13 protein-coding genes and 2 pseudogenes are annotated in these 19,400 nt (G+C 54.8%); 2 read left to right on the forward strand and 13 right to left on the reverse strand.

Going from position 1 to position 19,400, the window contains the following annotated elements:
- From SYMBAF_RS11070 to trmJ, 3 genes and pseudogenes are all read right to left on the reverse strand, one after another.
- Entirely contained in the window at positions 1-1,215 is a 1,215-nt protein-coding gene (locus SYMBAF_RS11070) for an IscS subfamily cysteine desulfurase (RefSeq protein ID WP_040266546.1), read from the reverse strand.
- A 52-nt stretch (positions 1,216-1,267) separates the two neighbouring features.
- Positions 1,268-1,763, reverse strand: a pseudogene (gene iscR, locus SYMBAF_RS11075) (Fe-S cluster assembly transcriptional regulator IscR).
- Positions 1,764-1,936: 173 nt separating this feature from the next.
- Positions 1,937-2,671 (reverse strand): tRNA (cytosine(32)/uridine(32)-2'-O)-methyltransferase TrmJ, encoded by a 735-nt coding sequence (gene trmJ, locus SYMBAF_RS11080; RefSeq protein WP_006708461.1) that lies wholly within the window; start codon positions 2,669-2,671, stop codon positions 1,937-1,939.
- 120 nt (positions 2,672-2,791) lie between these two features.
- Between trmJ and suhB the strand changes: the two genes are divergently transcribed.
- Complete coding sequence (suhB, locus tag SYMBAF_RS11085; protein WP_040266548.1) at positions 2,792-3,595, forward strand: inositol-1-monophosphatase; 804 nt, start codon at positions 2,792-2,794, stop codon at positions 3,593-3,595.
- A gap of 51 nt (positions 3,596-3,646) precedes the next feature.
- Here the strand turns inward: suhB and SYMBAF_RS11090 are convergent, their stop codons facing one another.
- From SYMBAF_RS11090 to glyA, 3 genes are all read right to left on the reverse strand, one after another.
- Complete coding sequence (locus SYMBAF_RS11090; protein ID WP_040266550.1) at positions 3,647-4,666, reverse strand: nickel/cobalt transporter; 1,020 nt, start codon at positions 4,664-4,666, stop codon at positions 3,647-3,649.
- Positions 4,657-5,292, reverse strand: a complete 636-nt coding sequence (locus SYMBAF_RS11095) for a DUF1007 family protein (protein ID WP_040266552.1) — start codon at positions 5,290-5,292, stop codon at positions 4,657-4,659. The genes SYMBAF_RS11090 and SYMBAF_RS11095 overlap by 10 nt, the downstream gene beginning before the upstream one ends.
- Before the next feature lie 279 nt (positions 5,293-5,571).
- On the reverse strand, positions 5,572-6,825 hold the full coding sequence (gene glyA / locus SYMBAF_RS11100) for a serine hydroxymethyltransferase (protein ID WP_040266554.1): 1,254 nt from the start codon (positions 6,823-6,825) through the stop codon (positions 5,572-5,574).
- Positions 6,826-7,169: 344 nt separating this feature from the next.
- Between glyA and hmpA the strand changes: the two are divergent.
- Positions 7,170-8,374: pseudogene (gene hmpA, locus SYMBAF_RS11105) on the forward strand (NO-inducible flavohemoprotein).
- 80 nt (positions 8,375-8,454) lie between these two features.
- On the opposite strand, the gene SYMBAF_RS11110 reads toward hmpA, so the two are convergent.
- From SYMBAF_RS11110 to purL, 7 genes are all read right to left on the reverse strand, one after another.
- On the reverse strand, positions 8,455-8,688 hold the full coding sequence (locus tag SYMBAF_RS11110; protein WP_160744051.1) for a hypothetical protein: 234 nt from the start codon (positions 8,686-8,688) through the stop codon (positions 8,455-8,457).
- A 55-nt stretch (positions 8,689-8,743) separates the two neighbouring features.
- Positions 8,744-9,082: a nitrogen regulatory protein P-II gene (glnB, locus tag SYMBAF_RS11115; RefSeq protein WP_040266556.1), complete on the reverse strand. Its 339-nt coding sequence runs from the start codon at positions 9,080-9,082 to the stop codon at positions 8,744-8,746.
- A gap of 21 nt (positions 9,083-9,103) precedes the next feature.
- A complete protein-coding gene (locus SYMBAF_RS11120) occupies positions 9,104-10,726 on the reverse strand; it encodes an NAD+ synthase (protein WP_040266558.1) in 1,623 nt (540 codons plus the stop codon).
- 131 nt (positions 10,727-10,857) lie between these two features.
- Positions 10,858-12,195 carry a two-component system response regulator GlrR gene (gene glrR / locus SYMBAF_RS11125; protein WP_040266561.1) on the reverse strand — a complete coding sequence of 446 codons (1,338 nt, stop codon included), beginning with the start codon at positions 12,193-12,195 and terminating at the stop codon, positions 10,858-10,860.
- Complete coding sequence (qseG, locus tag SYMBAF_RS11130; protein ID WP_082027026.1) at positions 12,192-13,064, reverse strand: two-component system QseEF-associated lipoprotein QseG; 873 nt, start codon at positions 13,062-13,064, stop codon at positions 12,192-12,194. The genes glrR and qseG overlap by 4 nt, the downstream gene beginning before the upstream one ends.
- On the reverse strand, positions 13,064-14,446 hold the full coding sequence (locus SYMBAF_RS11135; RefSeq protein ID WP_052447850.1) for a sensor histidine kinase: 1,383 nt from the start codon (positions 14,444-14,446) through the stop codon (positions 13,064-13,066). Before SYMBAF_RS11135 ends, qseG begins: the two co-directional genes overlap by 1 nt.
- Before the next feature lie 830 nt (positions 14,447-15,276).
- Positions 15,277-19,167 carry a phosphoribosylformylglycinamidine synthase gene (gene purL / locus SYMBAF_RS11140; protein ID WP_040266563.1) on the reverse strand — a complete coding sequence of 1,297 codons (3,891 nt, stop codon included), beginning with the start codon at positions 19,165-19,167 and terminating at the stop codon, positions 15,277-15,279.
- Positions 19,168-19,400 lie beyond the last annotated feature (233 nt).

The following is a 19,400-nucleotide window of genomic DNA, read 5'->3' on the forward strand; positions in this document are numbered from 1 at the left end:
TTAATGATGTGCCCACTCGATGCTGTTGATATCCACGCCCTGTTTGAACATCTCCCACAGCGGGGAAAGGTCGCGCAGGCGGCCAATGGATTTACGCACCAGTTGAATGGTGTAATCGATCTCTTCTTGCGTAGTGAAACGCCCCAGGGAGAAACGGATCGAACTGTGCGCTAATTCATCATTCATGCCCAGCGCGCGCAACACGTAGGACGGCTCCAGGCTGGCGGAGGTACAGGCAGAGCCGGAGGACACAGCCAGATCTTTCAGCGCCATGATCAGCGACTCACCTTCAACGTAGTTGAAACTGACGTTAAGGATATTCGGTGCACCCTGTTCTAGATCGCCGTTTAAATACACTTCTTCCATATCTTTCACGCCGTTCCACAGGCGATCGCGAAGCCAGCGTAGGCGCGACATTTCCGTCGCCATCTCTTCTTTGGCGATACGGTAGGCTTCACCCAGGCCGACGATCTGGTGCACCGGCAGGGTGCCGGAACGCATGCCGCGCTCATGACCACCGCCGTGGATTTGGGCTTCGATGCGGATACGCGGCTTGCGGCGCACATACAAAGCACCAATGCCTTTCGGGCCGTAAATTTTATGGCCGGAGAACGACATCAGATCAACTTTCAGCTTGCTCAGATCAATAGGCAACTTACCCACGCTCTGGGTGGCGTCAACGTGGTAAATAATGCCGCGCGCACGGCACATTTCGCCAATTTTTTCAATATCTTGTACCACGCCGATTTCGTTGTTCACATGCATGATAGAAACCAGAATGGTGTCGTCACGCATCGCAGCTTCGAGAGCGGGCAGGTCGATGATACCATTGTTCTGCGGTGCCAGGTAGGTCACCTCAAAACCTTCGCGCTCAAGTTGGCGACAGCTGTCCAACACGGCTTTATGTTCGGTTTTGCTGGTAATGATGTGCTTGCCTTTTTTCTGGTAGAAATGAGCCGCGCCTTTAATCGCCAGGTTATCGGATTCCGTCGCCCCTGAAGTGAACACGATTTCACGCGGGTCTGCCCCCACCAATTCAGCAATTTGATTACGGGCGATATCCACGGCTTCTTCCGCCTGCCAACCGAAACGGTGAGAACGGGAGGCCGGGTTACCGAAAGTGCCATCCAGGGTCAAAAATTGCATTATCTTCTCAGCAACGCGCGGGTCTACCGGCGTCGTTGCTGAGTAATCCAGATAAATCGGTAATTTCATTGCTCTTGTGCTCCGTACATCACTTCCAAAACTAAAGAATATCGCTAGCTGCTTATGCGTGCAGATTAACGTCGATAACTTCTTGTGGATGACCGTTTGTCTATGCAACGCGAATCGTTGTTCTGACGATCCGCCACTATCAGTACTTCCTGGTTATTAACCAGTTCTGCCAACGTAATATTGTTCAAGAATTCGCTGATGCGCTCGCTCAGATCGCGCCACAGGGTATGCGTCAGGCAGCGTTCTCCCCCTTGACAACCTTCTTTACCTTGGCAACGGGTGGCATCTACCGATTCATCAACAGCAGTGATAACAGTACCAACGGCGATGTCACTCATGTCTTTCCCAAGTAGATACCCCCCACCCGGGCCGCGCACACTGGCCACCAGGCCATGCTTGCGCAGACGAGAGAATAATTGTTCCAGATAAGAGAGAGAAATACCCTGGCGCTCGGAAATATCCGCCAAAGGTACAGGCCCTTCCTGGGAGTGCAATGCTACGTCAAGCATAGCGGTTACCGCATAACGGCCTTTAGATGTCAGTCTCATAGTTCAATGGCTACCTGTTGGTCAAATACGGCTGAAATTTTGACATTCCTGAGTAAATCAGTCAACTATTTAACCTAGCAATTTACTCAAGTATTATGCATGGCCATATTCAATATCGATGATAACCTTTTGATAACCGATACTGTTATCGTTGGCGGTGACGCCACAGCGGCTTATTTAACCTGATTTTTATCCTGTTTCTCGATCGATGTCAGCATGCCACGCAGGATATTCAGCTCCTGCTCTTCCGGGCGGGCGCGGGTGAATAAACGGCGCAGCCGACTCATTACCTGCCCCGGATGCGCCGGGCGGATAAAGCCAGTGCGCTGCAACGTTTGCTCCAGATGCTGATAGAAACGCTCAAGATCGTCCACCAGCGGATAAGGCGTTTCTTCCTGAGGCGTTCCCCCCGTTTGCTGGCGGTCGAGATAAGCCACGCGCAACTCATATGCCAGGATCTGCACCGCCATCGCCAGGTTCAGCGAGCTGTAATCTGGATTGGCGGGAATGGCAACATGGTAGTGACACTTCTGCAACTCATCGTTGGTCAAGCCCACTCGTTCACGGCCAAACACCAGCGCCACTGGCGCGTGCTCGCCTGCCTGAACCGCCCGCACCCCGCACTCACGTGGCTCCAGCATTGGCCAGGGTAATGTGCGTGAACGCGCACTGGTACCCACCACCAAGCTACAACCGTTAATGGCGTCATCAACGGTATCCACGAGGGCGGCGTTGCCGATCACATCGCTGGCACCGGCAGCCAGAGCAATCGCCTGAGAATCGGGTTTTATCAGCGGATTAACCAAATAAAGGTTGGTTAATCCCATTGTTTTCATGGCTCTGGCGGTCGAGCCCATGTTGCCGGTATGGGAGGTCTCTACCAGAACAATACGGATGTTGTGCAGCATACAAACTCTTGAGCGTAGCGGAAAATCCGCGTACCTTAACACAGCCGTAGGCATTTTGCCGCACAGCTGCTATACTGCGCGCCGTTTCCTGTTCTTTAACATCCTAGTTGGAAGATACCCATGCATCCGATGCTGACTATCGCCGTGCGCGCTGCGCGTAAGGCGGGTAACTTGATTGCCAAAAACTATGAAACCCCAGACGCCATAGAAGCGAGCCAGAAAGGAACCCATGACTTTGTCACTAATGTCGATCGCGATGCAGAGCATCTGATCATCGAAGTGATCCGCAAATCTTATCCGCAACATACTATTGTTACCGAAGAACGCGGTGAACTGATCGGCGAAGATCAAAATGTACAATGGGTGATCGATCCACTGGATGGCACCTCAAACTTTATCAAACGCTTCCCACATTTCTCTGTCTCCATCGCAGTACGTATTAAAGGCCGTACTGAAGTGGCGGTGGTATATGATCCAATGCGCAATGAGCTGTTCACCGCTAGCCGTGGTCAAGGTGCGCAACTTAACGGTTACCGCCTGCGTGGCACCCATGCTAAAGATCTGGATGGCACCATTCTGGCGACCGGTTTCCCGTTCAAACATAAACAGCACGCCGCCCCATATATCAAGGTGATTGGCACACTGTTCACCCAGTGCGCGGACTTCCGGCGCACCGGCTCAGCCGCGCTGGATCTGGCCTATGTCGCCGCTGGCCGCGTGGATGGCTTCTTCGAGATCGGTTTGAAACCTTGGGACTTCGCAGCAGGCGAACTGCTGGTGCGTGAATCTGGTGGCTTGGTCACCGACTTTATTGGTGGCCATAACCACTTTAGCTCCGGTAACGTGGTGGCGGGCAACCCGCGTGTTGTGAAAGCGATACTTTCCACCCTGCGTGAAGAACTGAGCGAAGCGCTGAAGCGCTAATATCGCGAATTGACTCATGGGCGCTGCATCGGCAGCGCTTTTTTATGTCCGTCAGCGGGAGAAAGGCCGGATGCTGCCGCCGAATTCCGGCTGGACGCTGACGTACAGTAGCAGCCCGACGAACACCAACATCAAGCCACCAGCCAACGCCAGCGCTGCCCACGCCACTGCGTGCCAAGCGGCAGGCGCACGCGAGCGGCTGAGATGCATCGCTAGCTGGCGGCTGTAGTGCACCAACAGCGCCAGCAGAGAAATGCTCAGTGAGGTGCCAAGCGCCATCGCCAGAGCAGAAATCACGCCCCAAATGAACACGCCGATCAACTTGGAGAACAGCAGCACCAGAATCGCCCCTGAGCATGGCCGCATGCCCATCACCAGCACAATAGCGGCCTGAGTACGCCAGTCACTACCAAGCAACTCGCTGTCGCTGGGCAGATGACGGTGCCCGCAGCCACAGTGTTCGCTGTGCATGTGGTTCGCCGCCAATGGTTCGAGGTGGCTGATGCGCAGCGCCGGTGCCAGGCGCTGCGCCTTAAGGACAGAGTACAGGCGTTTCAATGCACGCCAGCTCAGCAGTGCGCCGAACAACATCACCAGAATAAAGCTGCCTTTTTCCAGCCAGAAGCTGCTGTAGTGCAATTGTCGGGAAGAAAGCTGCAAAACCTCCAGCATCAACGTCACCAGCGCGATCGCCACCAGCCCCTGCACCAGTGAAGCGGCAAAGGTCAGCTTCAGGCTGCTTTTCAGCCGCACCGGGTGGGTCGCCAGATAGGTGGCGATCACCACCTTACCATGGCCGGGGCCGAGCGCATGCAGCACACCATAGCTCAGGCTGAACAGCATCAGCAGCCACCCGACCTGATGCGGCGCGGCTTTCACCTGCTGCAACAGCCCGGCCATTTGCTGGTGCAGCGCCTTCTGCCATATCACAGCGTGCATCAGCAATTGTGGCCAGAAGTGCCATGCCAGCTGGGCGGCCAACGTCAGCAACAGTGCAAACAGCAGTAGCGGCCACAAGCTAAAAATCCAGTGATGCTTGTGGCCGGACGGTTGGCTGAGATTTATTGACATTGCAGGGTCACCCGTTGCGCGAACTGTTGCCCCAATGCCCTATCTTCGCCGGGCGAGTCGTTTTTATCGAGTGACAACGCGTAGAGCCGCAGCGAAGTATCCGGTTTTGGTGTTATCAAGCTGAGCTTACACTGCTGCGCCATTGCCAGTGGCAGGTGCAACGCGGTTGGACCTTTATAGGTCATATCAACAAAGTAGCTGGGATCGTAGGTGGAGATCTCAAAGGGTTTACCCACCAGCGGTTGTGGTTCGGCTAGTGGCAGCACAAATTCCAGCACCGCCTGGTTGCCCCGCCGCGATAGGTGGTATTCAGTCGGCAAATTGAGGTATTTCACCGGTTTGCCATTGCGATAAATATCGGTGAAATAATGTTGGCCCAGTACGTTGGCCATGACTTGCGCCGCCAGCTTTTTCCAAACGACTGAATCGCTTTTGGCATTCTTCGCATCATACAGCAAATCCGCTGAGGTGATTTCATCCATTACCCACACCATTTTCAACCCGACCAGCCGTTGATCCTTAGCCACAAAGGTAGTGTTCATATCAATAAAGCTGTGCGGGTGAGCAGCAGCGTTGACACTGAACAATAGGCATACCCCAACCAGAGCACCATGTAACTTCATCATCAAAGGATTTTCACCCTGTTATCAAAGCGGCGCTCATCTCGAATATCGATGAAAACACCGCAGACTGGACATCTTCCTGTATGCTCAAAGGGGAGAGCGCTAATGGCTCCCCAGAAAATGAAACGGTAAAACAGGATTGGCATAGAGCGCGCATACTTATAAAGCGAGCGGCACGGGATGCCACAATTAACTGCCTCGCCAAACCCTGCCTCAATAGGGTGTGGGTCTGTTAACACTGATTGACTCAGCGCCGAGGCAGTTTTCACTGTGAGGGTGGAACTATGCGTAAACCGGCAAGCGGGCGCAGATATCCAACACTTTCTGCTTGGTGCGTTCGATGGTGGCGTCGTCGTTGATGTTGTCCAGTACATCACAGATCCAACCGGCCAGTTCACGCACTTCAGCCTCTTTGAAGCCACGGCGCGTCACCGCCGGGGTGCCGATACGCACGCCGGAAGTCACAAACGGGCTTTTCGGATCGTTTGGCACACTGTTTTTGTTGACGGTGATATTTGCGCGCCCCAGAGCGGCGTCAGCTTCTTTACCGGTCAAATTTTTGTCAACTAAATCCAGCAAGAACAAGTGGTTGTGAGTACCGCCGGAAACCACTTTATAGCCGCGTTGCAGGAACACTTCCACCATCGCCTTGGCGTTGTCGGCCACTTGCTGCTGGTAAATTTTGAACGCTGGCTCCATTGCTTCTTTCAGCGCCACCGCTTTGCCGGCGATCACATGCATCAGCGGGCCGCCCTGGCCGCCAGGGAACACTGCCGAGTTCAATTTCTTATACAATGCTTCATCACCCCCCTTCGCCAGGATCAAGCCACCACGTGGGCCTGCCAGGGTTTTGTGGGTGGTAGTGGTAACGATGTGTGCATGCGGCACGGGGTTCGGGTAGACGCCTGCGGCGATCAGACCAGCAACATGTGCCATGTCAACGAACAGGTAAGCGCCAATGCTGTCAGCGATTTCACGCATTTTTGCCCAATCGGCGATGCCGGAGAAAGCAGAGAAGCCGCCGATGATCATTTTTGGTTTGTGGGCCTGTGCTTGCTTAGCCAGATCGTCATAATCGATCTGGCCTTTTTCGTCGATGCCGTAAGGCACCACGTTGTACAGTTTGCCGGATAGATTGACCGGGGAGCCGTGGGTCAGGTGGCCGCCGTGCGCCAGGTTCATACCCAGAATAGTGTCACCTGGCTGCAACAACGCCGTGTAAACAGCGAAGTTAGCCTGGGAGCCGGAGTGCGGTTGTACGTTGGCGTAATCTGCGCCGAACAGTTCCTTTGCGCGGTCAATAGCCAATTGCTCAACAATATCCACATATGCGCAGCCGCCGTAGTAACGCTTGCCTGGATAGCCTTCAGCGTATTTATTGGTCAGTTGTGAACCCTGAGCCTGCATGACGCGCGGGCTAGTGTAGTTCTCAGACGCAATCAGCTCGATGTGTTCTTCCTGACGCACTACTTCTTGCTCCATTGCACGCCACAGTTGTGCATCGTAATCGGCAATGTTCATTTCACGTTTTAACATCCACATCTCCTGACTTAAATCGGCTAACTAAAAAATCACCCAATAACACCCCATTTGGGTACTGAACCACAGTGTAAACTGTTTCCCTCTAGCGAGGATAGGGCTTGACAGAGGTTTTTACGCAAACGATTGGCACAAGATTCCACAAGACTTGGATCCGATAAATCGCCCCTACCAGCAACGAACTTTTTCTCATGTTCAGGATGCGGTTTTTTCATATTCTGTGCGCCTGATCGTTGGCTGGCAACCACCCTAATAAAAACAGGGTCATTTACCTGCGCAGCCAAATCTAATAATATGCATTTAAAATACATTATTAAAAATCGTCTTTAAGAAGCGCTTCCATGCTGGACAGCCAAACCATCGCCACCGTCAAATCCACTATTCCTTTGCTGTCTGCCACCGGGCCAAAGTTGACCGCCCATTTCTATGATCGCATGTTCACGCATCACCCTGAATTGAAAGATATTTTCAATATGAACAACCAACGTAACGGCGATCAGCGACAAGCACTGTTCGACGCCATCTGCGCCTATGTCAACAATATCGAAAACTTGGCGGCGCTGCTGCCAGCAGTGGAGCGCATCGCACAAAAACATACCAGCTACAACATTCAGCCCGATCAGTATGATATTGTCGGCAGCCACCTGCTGGCCACGCTAGACGAGATGTTCAGCCCAAGTCAGGAAGTGCTGGATGCCTGGGGCAAAGCCTATGGCGTGCTGGCCAAGGTGTTTATCCAGCGTGAAGCGCAAATTTATCAGCAAAGCGAGACCGACAATGGGGGTTGGCGCAATCTGCGCGCCTTTTGCATCGTCAAAAAACAGCCGCAGAGCGATGTAATTTGCAGCCTGGAGCTAGCACCGGTCGATGGCGGCCAGGTGGTTGATTTCAAACCAGGCCAGTATCTGGCAGTCTACATCAAGCACGACAGCCTGGAGTACCAAGAAATCCGCCAGTACTCTCTGACCACCGCGCCAAACGGCAAGTTTTATCGCATCGCGGTCAAGCGTGAAGATCAGGGCAAGGTATCTAACTATCTGCATCAGCAGGCACAGGAAGGCGATGTGATTTATATTGCCCCGCCGCACGGCGACTTTTTCCTTGAAGCCGAAGCGGAAACGCCGATCGCGCTGATCTCCGTCGGCGTTGGCCAGACGCCGATGCTCAGCATGTTGCATGCCTTGCACGACAGTCAGCATCAGGCGGAAATCCACTGGCTGCACGCGGCAGAAAACGGTGCCGTTCACGCCTTTGCCGGCGAAGTGGCAGATATCGCCGGGCGCATGCCGCATCTGAACCGCCACATCTGAACCGCCACATCTGGTATCGCCAACCGGGCGCAGACGATGTAGAAGGACGCGACTATCACCGCCAAGGATTGATGGATCTCAATGCCCTGAGTGACGCACTGAGCAACCCGCAAATGCACTACTATTTCTGCGGCCCGGTACCGTTCATGCAGCACGTGGCTAAACAGTTGCTGGCGATGGGTGTGGAGGCCGAACGTATCCACTATGAATGCTTTGGCCCGCATAAAGTGCTGTAATCAATCAGGGCGCGGTTTGCCAACCGCGCCCTGTCATTATTTCTGTTGCAGCCTGCGCATCTCCTGCGCCAACGGCTCGGTTATCGGCGCAACCCGGTTGCCCCCATTCCCCCGTAAATAGCCATCAGATCAGTGGCCTGCTGGTCGTTCATTGCCCAGCCGTAGCCCGCGTCGTCGGCATTCAGCCCTCCACCCATAGCGTGGTTAGCAGGTTGTCCACCATCACCATCGCGGTCGGAATGGGGTTGGCGGTATTTTGGCCGTACAACGCGCACATCTCTTCTGCGCTCATCTTGACGTGCGAGGTAATACACCAGGAGGCCGAGCACTACCCAAGTTCTAGCTGGTCGCGCTCGGTAGACAATCGCATTAGATCGCTTCTTCGTCTTGTTCGCCGGTCCTAATACGCACCACACAGGCCACATCGAAGACGAAGATCTTGCCATCACCAATCTTGCCGGTTTGGGCGGTCTGCATGATGGTTTCCACGCAGGTATCGACGATATCGTCAGCCACTACGATCTCAATTTTCACTTTAGGCAAGAAATCGACCATGTATTCAGCACCGCGGTACAGCTCGGTGTGGCCTTTTTGACGGCCAAACCCTTTCACTTCGGTCACTGTCATGCCGGTAATGCCGACTTCAGCTAAAGCTTCACGGACATCATCCAATTTGAACGGTTTGATAATCGCATCAATCTTTTTCATCTTCCTTTTTCCTCCCATTCATTACCAATTTTTGCGGCCAAAACCCGATGTGATGGGATAGCGGCGGTCTTTGCCGAAGTTACGGGCAGTGATACGCGGCCCAACAGCGGCCTGACGCCGCTTGTATTCATTGATGTCCACCAGGCGGATTACTTGACGTACGATAGCCTCGTCGAACCCTTCGGCCACCAGATCGGCGACCGATTTGTCGCCCTCGACATAGCCCTCAAGGATCGCGTCCAGAATATCGTAAGGCGGCAGGCTGTCCTGATCGCGTTGATCCGGTGCCAACTCGGCGGAAGGCGGACGCTCAATTACCCGTTGCGGGATCACGTAAGAAACACCGTTGCGGTATTCTGACAGCTTGAACACCAGCGTTTTCGGCACGTCTTTCAGCACATCAAAGCCACCAGCCATATCGCCATACAGCGTGGCATAGCCCACTGCCATCTCACTTTTGTTACCGGTGGTCAGCACGATGCTGCGGCGCTTATTGGATAGTGCCATCAGTATCACCCCACGACAGCGCGCCTGGAGGTTTTCTTCGGTGGTGTCGCGTTCGGTACCAGCAAACATCGGCGATAACTGTCCGATAAAGGCATCGAACATCGGTTCGATGGAGACGATGTCAAATTCCACGCCAAGAATTTCAGCTTCCTCTTTAGCATCGGCGATGCTGATATCTGCCGTGTAGCGGAACGGCATCATCAGCGCCTGCACGCTATCTTTGCCCAACGCATCGACGGCGATCGCCAGCGTCAGTGCTGAGTCAATACCGCCGGACAGCCCCAGTACCGCGCCATTGAAGCCGTTTTTGGTCACATAATCGCGTACCGCCAGCACCAGTGCTGCATACACCTGAGCCAGTTGCGGCAACTGGGTAGCCGGTGCGCTCATCGGCACCACATCCAGCTCGTTGAATTCAAGCTGAACCACCTGCTCGGTAAAAGCGGCCAAGCGGTGGGTCATGTTGCCAGCGGCGTCAAATACCTTGGAGCAGCCGTCAAAAATCAGTTCATCCTGCCCGCCGATCTGGTTCAGGTAGACCAGTGGCAGATGAGTGCGCTGGCAGTGACCAACCATCAGCGTATTGCGGATGTAAGGCTTCTCGTAATGGTACGGTGAGGCGTTGATCGATAGGATCAGTTCAGCACCGGCAGCCTTGGCAGCGTCAATCGGCTCCGGGAACCACAGATCTTCGCAAATCAGCAAGCCCAGACGGTAGCCCTTCAGCTCCACCACGCATGTTTCGCTACCAGCATGGAAATAGCGCTTCTCGTCGAATACGCCATAGTTCGGCAATTGTTGCTTGAAGTAACGGGTCAGCAAACGTCCTTCGGCAAACAGCGACAACGCATTGTATAGCTTGTCGCCTTCACGCCACGGATGGCCGACCAGGATCGCTACATCACTCGCAGCCTGCTGCAAACGCTGCAACTGCGCGGCACAGCGCTGATAGAAATCGTTGCGATACAGCAGATCTTCCGGTGGATAACCACACAGCGCCAGTTCGGTGAACATGATCAGATCAGCGCCCGCCTCCTGCTGCTCTTGCGCGATTTGCAACATACGTTCGGTGTTGCCTTCAATATCACCGACCAGCAGGTTAAGCTGGGCCAATGCGATGGAAAGTGATCTGCTCATTGTTTACCATCCCGCTTAATATGTTCCATAGGGTTCTTCGGTGGGTGTTGCCACGACAAAGAGGACGGAGTGTAGATCATTCCGTCCGGTTTGTTGAGATGCCTGCATGGGCAGGCGCTAGCAAGAAAACATCATTCTTTAAAATCGTTAGCGTCCAGGCCATGGCGCGACAGCAATTTATAGAACTCCGTACGATTACGGCCTGCTATGCGCGCGGCTTGGGTCACGTTACCTTTGGTGATTTGTAGCAGCTTGCGCAGATAGTGCAATTCAAACTGATTGCGCGCCTCGACGAAAGTTGGCAGCGCGGTGTTTTCTCCTTCCAGTGCCTGCTCCACCAGCGCTTCGCCGATCACCGGTGCCGAGGTCAACGCCACACAACGCTCAATGACGTTCACCAATTGGCGCACATTGCCCGGCCAACTGGCGGTGATCAGCCGTTTCATGGCACCGGAAGAGAAACTACGCACCAACGGTTTGTGGCGCAGGGCGGACATGCGTAGCAAATGGTTAGCCAACAGTGGGATATCTTCGGTGCGTTCGTTCAGTACCGGGATCTTTAAGTTGACTACGTTCAGACGGTAGTAAAGGTCTTCACGGAATTCATTTTTCGCCATCGCCTTCGGCAGATCGCGATGGGTAGCGGAGATAATACGCACGTCGATGTCCAGATCGCGGTTGCTGCCCAGTGGGCGCACTTTGCGTTCTTGTAGTACGCGCAGTAACTTGACCTGTAACGATAACGGCATATCACCGATTTCATCAAGGAACAGCGTGCCACCTGCCGCCGCCTGAAATAGTCCTTCTCGGTTGCTGACCGCACCGGTAAAAGCCCCCTTGACATGACCAAATAATTCCGACTCCAACAGTTGTTCCGGCAAGGCAGCGCAGTTGATAGCGATAAAGGCTTTCTTGGCGCGAGAGCTAGCACCGTGGATAGCCTGGGCTAGCACTTCTTTGCCGGTGCCACTCTGGCCGTTGATCAATACGCTGACGTCGGACAGCGCCACCATTTTCGCCTGATCCAGCAGGCGCAACATCAGCGGGCTGCGAGTGACGATGTCTTCACACCAACTGTCATCGCTAGCCGGTGCCGACTGCGACAGCGCTTCATCGATGGCCTGGTACAACGCATCACGATCCACCGGTTTGGTCAGGAAGCTGAACACCCCCTGTTGGGTGGCAGCCACCGCATCCGGGATCGAACCGTGGGCGGTAAGAATGATCACCGGCATGCCCGGCTGATGTTTCTGGATCTCAGCAAACAGCGCCATGCCGTCCATCTCATCCATCCGTAGATCGCTTATCACCAAATCAATCTGTTCACGCGATAGCAACCGCAACGCTTCTTGGCCGCTTTCCGCGATGGTGACGTGAAAACCTTCGCTGATCAGGCGCATGCCCAGCAGTTTGAGCAGGCTGGGATCGTCGTCAACCAATAGCAGATTGGCCGGTTTGCATGCTGTCATTGCGCGTGAGATCCGTTGTTGGCAGGGGGCGGCACGGCGGTATCTTCTGTTGCCACTGGCAGGGCGGAGCTATTTTCCGGCGCGCTTTTTGGATCAGCGCCCCTCACGGGAGCGCTGTTGTTAACTGTGGCATCGGCCTTAAGTTGTACGGTGCTGCTCTCTGGGATTTCTCCCTGTAGCTGTTTGCGCGTCGAAAGCTGGCGTTCGATATCAGTCAGGTCCTCCAGCTTGCGTGACGTGTCTTGCAGCTCAGCTTGCAGGCGAGCCAATGCCTGATGCAGCGTGTCGATCCGACTGTCGGCGCTTTCTTGCAAACGCTGATAATGCGCCTTTTCGTCAAGCAGGGTAATTTGCAACACCTGCTGCTGACGCCACAGTTGCAGCAAGGGTTGTAGCGAGTTTGGTAACGCCAACTGGGCGCTGTTCAAGCGATCGATCATCTGGCGGCGTTCACCCGTGGTCGGCTCGGCGCTGCCCAACAGAATGCTTTGCTTAAAAATGCCGAACCCGCTGTCGTCCGGCAGGTTTTTCGCCAGCGCTCGCGCCTGAGTTGGCCCCATGCGATCGGCACAATCTATAGCCCGCAGCCAGTACAGCGAGTTATCCAGCGCCTCTTCTTCGTTCAACTGCCACAGGGTATCGCAAGCCGCCAGGCGGTAATCCACCACTTTGGTGCGAGGGATCGCTTCCTGTTGCTGCTGGCTCAGGTCATTGCTGGTAGCGTGTTGCACGCAGCCTGTCAGCAGCAACGGCATAACAAAAGCGGCGCTTAAAAAAGACATGGGGCGCTTGCCGAGTAGCGCTCTCCGCGTGGCATGCAGCGAAGGTTCGGTCTGTGGTAGACGAAGGCAATTAGACCCTGTGTACATTACTCATTCTCGGCAGTTGTTAATGGCAATTCGATGCGGAAGCAGACGTCTGCATCGGCGACCATGATCAGTTGCAAGTCACCGTGCATACGGCGAATACAGTCCTTAGCGATGCTCAGCCCCAGCCCACTTCCTTTTACCGCCCCTTTTCGTTGGTGGCTACCCTGAAAAAAAGGCTCAAAAATCATGGTTCGTTCGGCTTCCGGGATCGGTATGCCGGTATTGGCGATATCAATCTGCACCCGTTGCCCAACCTGACGGCTGCGGAACCAAATATTACCGGATCCCTCGCCGTAGTACACCGCATTGGAGTAGAGATTATCCAGCACACGCATTAATAGCCTAGGCTCTGCCCAACAAATCTCCGCTTCCAATGCGATCTCAGTGCTGATCATTTTTGCCCGTGCTGGCAAGCTGTGCGCGGCGACCACCATTTCAATCATCTCGCGTAACTGAACATTCTCATGTTCAGACGGGCCATCGGCCAGCTTGCGGTTGTAATCCAACAGTTGCTCAATCAGTTTTTGCAGGTGTCGGCTACTGTGATCAAGAATAGCCACCACGTCTTTTTGATCACCCGTGAGCGGCCCCGCCACCTCGTCAGCCAGCAATTCGGTGCCTTCACGCATACTCGCCAACGGCGTCTTCAGTTCGTGCGAAATATGACGCAAAAACTCATGGCGCTGCGACTCCAGCCATGCCAGGCGTTCGCTCAACCAGATAATGCGCTGCGCCAACGAACGCAGCTCGCGCGGCCCTTTGAACACTGCGCTTCTGCCGGGCGTGCGCCCTTCCCCCAAGCGGTTAATCATCCGTTCCACGGCTTTCACTGGGCCAATAATCATGCGAGTAAATAGCACCACCAGCAGCACGCTGACCAGGAACAACAGTAGCGCCTGCCAACCGAAAAATTGGCCGCGTTTGGCGATGGCTTGCTGCAACTGCTGACCACGGGAAAACACCACAGCCCGCGTAGCCTGTACCATCTCAGCGTTAGAATGTGAGAAAGACTCTAGTAGCACCGAAGCCCCGCTATCCGGCCCACTGTTCTGGCATGTGATCGCCGCTAGCTGGGTCAGCAAATCGCGCAACCTCTGATAATAACGTTCATTTGGCAGAATAGGGGCGTGGGCATTCAACATCTGGGAATATTGCTTGCGCTGATTCTGGTACAGTCGCGCCAAGGTAGGATCGACCAGCACACAATATTGGCGATAACTGCGCTCCATCTCCAGCGCCACACTGACCATCGCCTCGCTGCGGCGCGCATCCGCTAAGGTAGTGTGGTTGATGTCTGCCGCCTGCGCACTGAGCTGATCCAAACTCTGGTATGCCTGATAAGCCAATACCAACAGTGGCAACAGCACCAGCAAAAATGCCATCAGCACCAATTGGCGCAGCGAGCGAGGAAATAAACGCCATTTTTTCAACGGGATCTTCTCATCTTCTCAAACCTGTTCCGATGCTAACTGACTCGCTGATAAGAAAAAAGCCCAACGACGGATAATCACGCATAACCATAAGCGGCCAGCAGCTTGATGCTGTCGCCAAAAAGAGAAGCGCGGCGTTCGCCGAGCCGTCAGACGGTGTGCGGGCCTTAAGACTGGGACAAGAGCATAAGCATGAATAAATACAAGGTGGGCGCAGAGCTTGGGAATTGACGCTGGGGCAAAACTGCCCCAGCGCATGCAAGAACGTGGATGCCCAGTAACCTCGTTTTTGGGTGAAGTAGCCTAAGGCTATCATCACCCCGTTAGAGATAGGCGGTGCCTCACTCCACGTGTCGCCCAATGCTTGATAAAGTCACTTGCGTGAGCTGTTATCGGTTTGGTTGGACGATAGGCACCCTTTCTTTGGCATCATTCGGAGGCTTATGAGGCTTTAAATAGGCAACCATCATAAAAAGATGAATGAGCAACAGGAATGATAATGCATGTAGCGTACCAACTTTTAAAAAATCAAATCAAGACATTGATTTTAAAACATTTAATTATTTAATGGATTAATCAGGCTGAACCGCATGGCATTGAAAAGAACGGCCAACTTGTCGTCAGATCCAGACGACCTAAACTAAACATCACAAAATAATTTAAAATCAAATAGTTAAATGTCTCCTTTTAGAGACGAAAAAAACAGTCTTTGTCGCAGAATGCACACAGTAAAAAGGGCACAATCGCTTGCGCCCTCTGATACCACTGCGATATCTAGCCGCTTAACCCAACTGTTTACGGGCGTTGCGGAACATGCGCATCCACGGGCTATCTTCACCCCACTCTTCCGGGTGCCAGGAGTTGCTGACGGTGCGGAAGACGCGCTCTGGATGCGGCATCATCACCGTCGCCCGTCCGCTGGCACTGGTGACGGCGGCAATGCCGTTCGGCGAACCATTCGGGTTTGCTGGATAATCTTCCGTTACCTGGCCGGCATTATTGACGAAGCGCAGTGCCACCAGACCATCGCTTTCCAGCGCAGACAGGTGCGCCGTATCGCGTACTTCGACTCGACCTTCGCCGTGGGAAACGGCGATCGGCATGCGTGAACCCACCATGCCCTGCATGAACAGCGATGGACTGGCTGCCACTTCCACTAGGCTAAAACGGGCTTCAAAACGATCTGACAAATTACGCACAAAGCGCGGCCAGTGTTCAGCACCGGGGATCAATTCACGCAGGTTGGACATCATCTGACAGCCGTTGCACACCCCCAACGCCAAGGTGTGCGGACGATGGAAGAACGACTCAAACTCATCGCGCACCCGATCATTGAACAGGATCGATTTCGCCCAGCCTTCCCCGGCCCCCAACACATCACCGTAAGAGAAGCCACCGCAGGCCACCAGCGTGTGGAAGTCCTGCAAATTACGCTGCCCTTCCAGCAGGTCGCTCATGTGTACATCCAGCGCATCAAAACCAGCGCGATGAAATGCCGCCGCCATCTCAACGTGGGAGTTCACCCCCTGCTCACGCAGCACCGCCACTTTCGGACGAGCGCCCGTCGCGATGTATGGCGCAGCGATGTCTTCCTGCGGTGCGAAGGTCAGCTTCACGTTTAGGCCAGGATCGTGCTCATCCTGCTTGGCCTGGTGTTCCTGATCGGCACACGCCGGGTTATCACGCAGGCGCTGCATCTGCCAAGTGGTCTCCGCCCACCAAGTGCGCAACGTATTGCGGCTCTCGCTGTACAGCGCCTTGCTATTCTGGCTAATCACAAAGCGATCGCCCGTCTGCACACTGCCGATGTGATGTATGTTGTCGCTCAGGCCATGCTGGGCGAACACCTGCTTCACCGCCTCAAGCTGGGCGGCAGTCACCTGGATCACCGCGCCTAGCTCTTCATTGAACAGCACCGCCAGAGCATCGTCACCCAGGCCGTCGATAGCGATGGTAACGCCACAGTGGCCAGCAAACGCCATCTCCACCAGCGTGACCAACAGGCCACCGTCTGAACGGTCGTGGTAAGCCAGCAGGACGCGATCGGCCACCAGTTGCTGCATGGCATTGAAAAAGCCCGCTAATTGCACCACGTTACGCACATCGGCGGGCTTGTCGCCCAGTTGACGGTAGACCTGCGCCAACGCGGTTGCACCCAGCGCGTTATGGCCGTTACCCAGATCGATCAACAGCAACGCGGTGTCGCCTTTGTCGGTGCGTAACTGTGGCGTCACGGTGTGACGCACATCTTCCACACGGGCGAAAGCGGTGATCACCAGCGACAGCGGCGAGGTCATTTCGCGTTGTTCGTTGCCTTCCTGCCAGCGGGTTTTCATCGACATCGAGTCTTTACCCACCGGGATAGTGATGCCCAGCGCCGGGCAGAGTTCTTCGCCCACCGCCTTCACCGCCGCATACAGGCCAGCATCTTCGCCTGGGTGGCCAGCAGCGGCCATCCAGTTAGCGGAAAGCTTCACACGCTTTAGCGCACCGATTTCGGTGGCGGCCAAGTTGGTCAAGGCTTCCCCTACCGCTAGGCGGCCGGAAGCAGCGAAGTCCAGCAGAGCAACCGGCGCACGTTCGCCAATCGACATCGCTTCGCCGTAATAGCTGTCCAAACTGGCAGTGGTGACCGCACAGTCGGCCACCGGGATCTGCCATGGGCCGATCATCTGATCACGTGCTACCATACCAGTCACGGTGCGATCGCCGATGGTGATCAGGAAGGTTTTTTCCGCCACCGCCGGCAAATGCAGCACGCGTTTTACCGCGTCAGCCAGCGTGATATTCTCACGTTGTAGTGGCTGGCCGTTGGCCTGTTGACTGGTGACATCGCGCGTCATTTTCGGCGTTTTGCCCAGTAGCACGTCCAACGGCATATCGATTGGCCGGTTGTCGAAGTGACGATCGTTTAACGTCAGATGTTGCTCTTCAGTGGCTTCACCGATCACCGCATAAGGCGCACGCTCGCGGCGGCAAATGGCAGCAAACTGTGCCATCTGTGCTGGCGCAATCGCCAGCACGTAACGCTCCTGCGATTCATTACACCATACTTCCAGCGGGTTCATGCCCGGTTCATCATTGAGGATGTCGCGCAGTTCGAAACGCCCGCCACGGCCACCATCGCTCACCAGTTCTGGCATCGCGTTGGACAGGCCGCCCGCGCCAACATCGTGAATAAAGAGGATCGGATTTTGCTCGCCCATTTGCCAGCAGCGGTCGATAACCTCCTGACAGCGGCGCTCCATTTCTGGGTTGTCACGCTGCACCGAGGCAAAGTCCAGATCGGCATCGGACTGGCCGGAATCCATAGAGGAAGCGGCACCGCCGCCCAAGCCAATATTCATCGCCGCCCCCCCCAGCACGACCAACTTGGCCCCGACGGTGATTTCCCCTTTCTGCACATGGCCAGCACGGATGTTGCCGATGCCACCCGCCAACATAATAGGCTTGTGATAGCCGCGCAGTTCGACACCGTTGTGGCTGTTGACCTGCTCTTCGTAGGTGCGGAAGTAACCGACCAGTGCCGGACGACCGAATTCGTTGTTGAACGCCGCACCCCCCAAGGGGCCGTCGGTCATGATGTCCAGTGCTGTGACGATGCGTTCCGGCTTGCCAAAATCCTGCTCCCACGGTTGTTCAAAACCGGGAATGCGCAGGTTAGATACCGAGAAACCTACCAGACCGGCTTTCGGCTTGGCACCACGGCCAGTGGCACCCTCATCGCGGATCTCACCGCCGGAGCCGGTAGCGGCACCCGGCCATGGGGAGATCGCCGTCGGGTGGTTGTGAGTCTCCACCTTCATCAGGATATGCGCCTGTTCCTGATGGTAATCGTACTGGCCGTTTTCCGGCGTGGCAAAGAAACGGCCAACCTGAGAGCCTTCCATCACTGCGGCGTTGTCTTTATAAGCCGACAGCACGTAGTCCGGCGTCTGCTCGAAGGTGTTCTTGATCATGTTAAACAGCGACTTCGGCTGCGGTTCACCATCAATGATCCAGTCAGCGTTGAAAATCTTGTGGCGGCAGTGCTCAGAGTTGGCCTGCGCGAACATGTACAGTTCGATATCCGTTGGGTTGCGCCCCAGAGCGATAAAGGCATTCAGCAGATAGTCGATTTCATCCTGTGCCAGCGCCAGCCCCAGTCCGACATTAGCCTGTTCCAGCGCGCTGCGCCCTTCGCCCACTACGTCTATCACTTGATGCCGCGCCGGTTGATGGTGTACGAATAACTGTTCAGCCTGTTGCAGTTCGCTAAAAACGGTTTCCATCATGCGATCATGCAGCAAGGCGGCGAGTTGCTGCCACTGGCCCCCCGTCAGCGTGGGTGCCTTGACGTAGAATGCCAAGCCGCGCTCCAACCGGACTACCTGCTGCAAACCGCAGTTGTGGGCGATGTCGCTTGCTTTGGAAGACCAGGGTGAAAGGGTGCCCGGACGCGGTGTCACCAACAACAGGCACCCTTCAGGGGCATGTTCGGCGAGAGAAGGCCCATACTTAAGCAGACACTGAAGCTTGGCGTGTTCTTCGGCACTTAGCGGTGCGCTCACATCAGCGAAGTGGACGTATTCAGCGTAGATATCATTGACCGGGAGTTGAGCGTCCTGGCAGCGGGATAGCAGTTTGGTAATGCGAAAAGCCGACAAAGCGGGCGAACCACGCAGTATTTCCATAATCAAAATTCTCTCGTCTTTGAAGCCACTGACTTCAGCACTTCATTGGGCGCAACAGGGAAAAACGCGCGTCATTATAGAGAATCCGCGCCTGCGACGAAACCGTTTGCGTAGCGATTATTGATAAAAGCTATTTGTTCCATCGGGTAGTCATAGCATGTCAATAAAGTTGCACGTTGGCGTTTTGTTGCGCAAAATGCCCCGGCACTGGTGATTTAACTATAAGAAAAGGT

The sequence above is a fragment of the Serratia symbiotica genome (assembly GCF_000821185.2).
Taxonomy (GTDB): Bacteria; Pseudomonadota; Gammaproteobacteria; order Enterobacterales; family Enterobacteriaceae; genus Serratia; species Serratia symbiotica.